Here is a 3225-nt window from a genome sequence, read left to right as displayed (position 1 = left end):
CGGCTGGGCTTCGCCGACCATCGACGAGGCGAGGCTGCTGCACAATTTCGGTAGGTAAGAGCCGACATCGATCTCGTCGACGCCGGCGGAGGTGTGGAGATGGCGTTGCACCTCGGCCACGGACAGAACGCGCTGATGGGCGTCCTTGAGATGCTGGCGCGTCTCTTCCGACGTCACCGAGCGTGCCTTCAGCAACAGGATCGAGGCAATGATCTGCAGGCTGTTGGCAACCCGATGCTCCATCTCGCGCAGCAGGACGTCTTTCTGCCGAAGCAGGTCTTCGGTGCGACCGAGCAGTTCTTCCTTCTCCCGCTCGATGATACGACGGGCCGTTATGTCATTGAAGGCGAGAAGGATGGTGATGGCCGAACTATGGTCGTAAAGCACCTTGCGGGCATTGAGCAGCATGGTGCGACGGCCGATCCGCGTTCCTGAGCCATGCTTGCCTCCCTCTATCCCTTGATCTGGATCTTCTTCGGCCGATCCGCCTCCGGCCGGTGCAACTCGACTTCGAGCAGCCCGTTGGCGAAACGCGCCTCGACCCGTTCCGGGTCGACGCGGAATGGCAATTGCACTGTCCGGGAGAAGGTCCCATAGGCGCGCTCACGGCGGTGCCAGACGGATTTCTCGTCCTCCGTTCGAGGCTCGCGCGTTCCCTTCAATGTCAGAATGTTCTCGCGCACCGTGAGGCCGATTTCGTCAGGTGATATCCCCGGCAGTTCCGCGGCCACCGCCACGCTGTCCTCGCCAGTCCAAAGATTGATCGGCGGAAACTCCTGAGCGGCGCTGGCGGTCAGCCCGGCCAAACGCTGGTTTACTTCCTGTTGCATGCGCCGCATTTCCACAAACGGATCGAACCCGATGCGGCCGAAATCCGACAAAAGCATGTACATCCTCCTATGATTCACGACCTTGCATGATTGCCACGCGCGACACGTGCGTGCGCACCGGAAGCGGAATCGATCGATGGCAACAGGAGGGGCGATCAGCACAGAGACCGAGCGGCCCGATCGCGCAACCTCGCAGAATGCGAGAAAGAGGGGTTCGGGCAGACGCCGGAACACATCCTCCTTGCGAAGCGACATGAACCGAACTCGATCCACCGTAGGGCCGGACCGTCATTCCCGTGCCAGGACCCGATAGCGGCATCCGGCTTTATCATTAGGTGGCCCCAAATGGCCTTTCACGAGGTGATCTTTGACATTCCACCAGTCACCTCTTCGGCAACAGCGGGGTCCCTTCGAATCCGTAGCCACGTTGCCTCTAGTCGCTGATTTGGCTTCCCTTTGCGCAACTGTCGGGATCGACGAAGCGTCCCGAATTGCACCGCGGTTCGATCAACTGATCGCAGGCGACGCGCCGCATCGTCATGGTAGCTGACGAATGAATCGGCATGACACGTCGCAGTGACCGAGACATCAAGCCAGCACCTATGTCGGCTTGCCGCAAGTCAAAAGAATCCAGCCCTGCGTGCCGCGTTCGCTGACCTTCGCCAGTGACGCCATTTGCATTTCGGCCGGACAGATGGGCACAGACATGTGCAATTCCCGCATCGCCCATTATTGGAACTCACAAGGCGGCGTTCTTTCCGTCTTGGCGAGCAGCGGGCCAACGCGTTACCGGCGGTGATCTTCCTGCAGCTTTAAATCAGTCGCCACCAACGACGAAATCAGATTTGGCCAGCACGCCGGCAATCCTGGCAAATCCCACAATGCTTGCCGCGCCTGCTCGGGTGTCATCTGTCCGGCGATCGCTGCGTTGCTGCTTCTCACCGCGCAACTGAATACCGGTCCCCGACGCGCTTTTGGCCACTGATTCAGGAATACGAGCGCTTCGCGCACTGTGTTGATGTCGTGACGACGTCGTTGGTCTTAACCTGGACCGGCGATAGGAAAGCCAGACCGGTTATTCTTACCTCCCTGCGATCGCACGCTGGATCTTTCATTCGGTGGTTGGTTGCGTGACAGGTTTCGAACGTTAGGTCTTGTTTTCTCTGGAAGATCGGGCTGTACGACATAATCCAAATGTTGCGACGCAGCGAAGGCTTCTGCTGGTTCCCGAGTTGAAAAAGCCAGTTGCACCTGGATGAGTGTGTCGCCGCCACCCAATAGCCCATCAGATGTTCAATGGCAGGCGGCGTCCGACGCTCGAACAGCAAGCGCCACGGCCGGCGGGTAGCCGATGCCACAGCTTTGGAGCTGCCCCGGATACTATTATAAGACCGATTGACGCGGGGCTCGACGCGTTTGCGGCAAATAAGCTCGAGTGTGGACAGAGATGTGACGTTCTATTGAGTCGCTGACCCAATCGGTAGCGACCTGGTGATCCACGCAACCAATTCCGGTCGTTTCTGTCACTAAGAACTCGATATTCGCTATTTGCACCTCGAAAGTCGCATAATTGGCAGTGAGAAACTCAACGCGTTGTGAGGATGGCATAGAGAAGCAGTAGCCCCTTCTCTAGTCTCGCTACGGGAAAAATTCTGGAAAATGGGTCTGCTTGGCTGGACGCAGAACGCTGTGGTTATTCAGCCGGCATTTCTGAAGCCTCTCCAAGACAAACAGCTTGCCTTCGCGCACGCTGTCTTCGAGCGGCTTCGGCTTCGCCAGATGCGCCGCAATCGCGCTGGCCAGCATGCAACCTGTCCCGCGCATCGATGTGGCAAGGCGCGGTGCATCGAAGCGGATGGGTTCGTGCCCGGAGCGTAACAGAATATCGGTCGACCGGGTTCCCGACGCATGCCCACCCTTGATCAGCAGGGCTTGAGGGCCGGCGGCCAGCAGTCTTTTTCCTTGTTGGAGCGCTCCGTCCTCATCCACTGCCAGTTCGGAGCCACTAAGGAGCGCCAGTTCAGGGAGGTTGGGCGTGACAATGCAGCAAAGCGGCATAAGATCGCGCTTCATGGCAGCGATAGCGCCTGCTTGCAGAAGTGCGCGGCCTGAGGTGGAGGCCAGCACAGGGTCGAGTACTGCGGGGACATGCGGAAATTTGCGCAGCACTGCGGCAACGGCAACAATGATCTTGGCAGTCGCCAGCATGCCGATCTTGATTGTGGCCACGTCGTTGGCCTGCAGCGCGGCGCACATCTGATTGGCCACCAGGCTAGGTGGCGAATAATAGATTTCGATCACGGCGTCATGCGTTTGCACCGTTAGCGCTGTGACGGCGAGACAGGTGCGCACGCCAATGGCAGAGATCGTCTCGATATCGCGTGCAATTCCAGCA

General features: G+C 58.9%; 3 protein-coding genes and 1 pseudogene. All 4 read right to left on the bottom strand.

The window, feature by feature from the left end:
- Positions 1-423 (bottom strand): annotated as a pseudogene (locus EN750_RS25650) (histidine kinase dimerization/phosphoacceptor domain -containing protein); the annotation flags it as partial.
- A gap of 29 nt (positions 424-452) precedes the next feature.
- Complete coding sequence (locus tag EN750_RS25645; RefSeq protein ID WP_167512181.1) at positions 453-887, bottom strand: Hsp20/alpha crystallin family protein; 435 nt, start codon at positions 885-887, stop codon at positions 453-455.
- A gap of 729 nt (positions 888-1616) precedes the next feature.
- Positions 1617-1841 (bottom strand): DUF982 domain-containing protein, encoded by a 225-nt coding sequence (locus tag EN750_RS25640; RefSeq protein ID WP_245454712.1) that lies wholly within the window; start codon positions 1839-1841, stop codon positions 1617-1619.
- A 627-nt stretch (positions 1842-2468) separates the two neighbouring features.
- The coding region (locus tag EN750_RS25630) for a hydroxymethylpyrimidine/phosphomethylpyrimidine kinase (RefSeq protein WP_145967909.1) at positions 2469-3225 on the bottom strand (757 nt) is incomplete at its 5' end.

Origin of the sequence: Mesorhizobium sp. M7A.F.Ca.ET.027.03.2.1, assembly GCF_003999175.1 — a bacterium.
GTDB lineage: Bacteria > Pseudomonadota > Alphaproteobacteria > Rhizobiales > Rhizobiaceae > Mesorhizobium.
The sequence above is the reverse complement of the archived record's forward strand: the minus strand, read 5'-3'. Positions and strand labels throughout refer to the sequence as shown.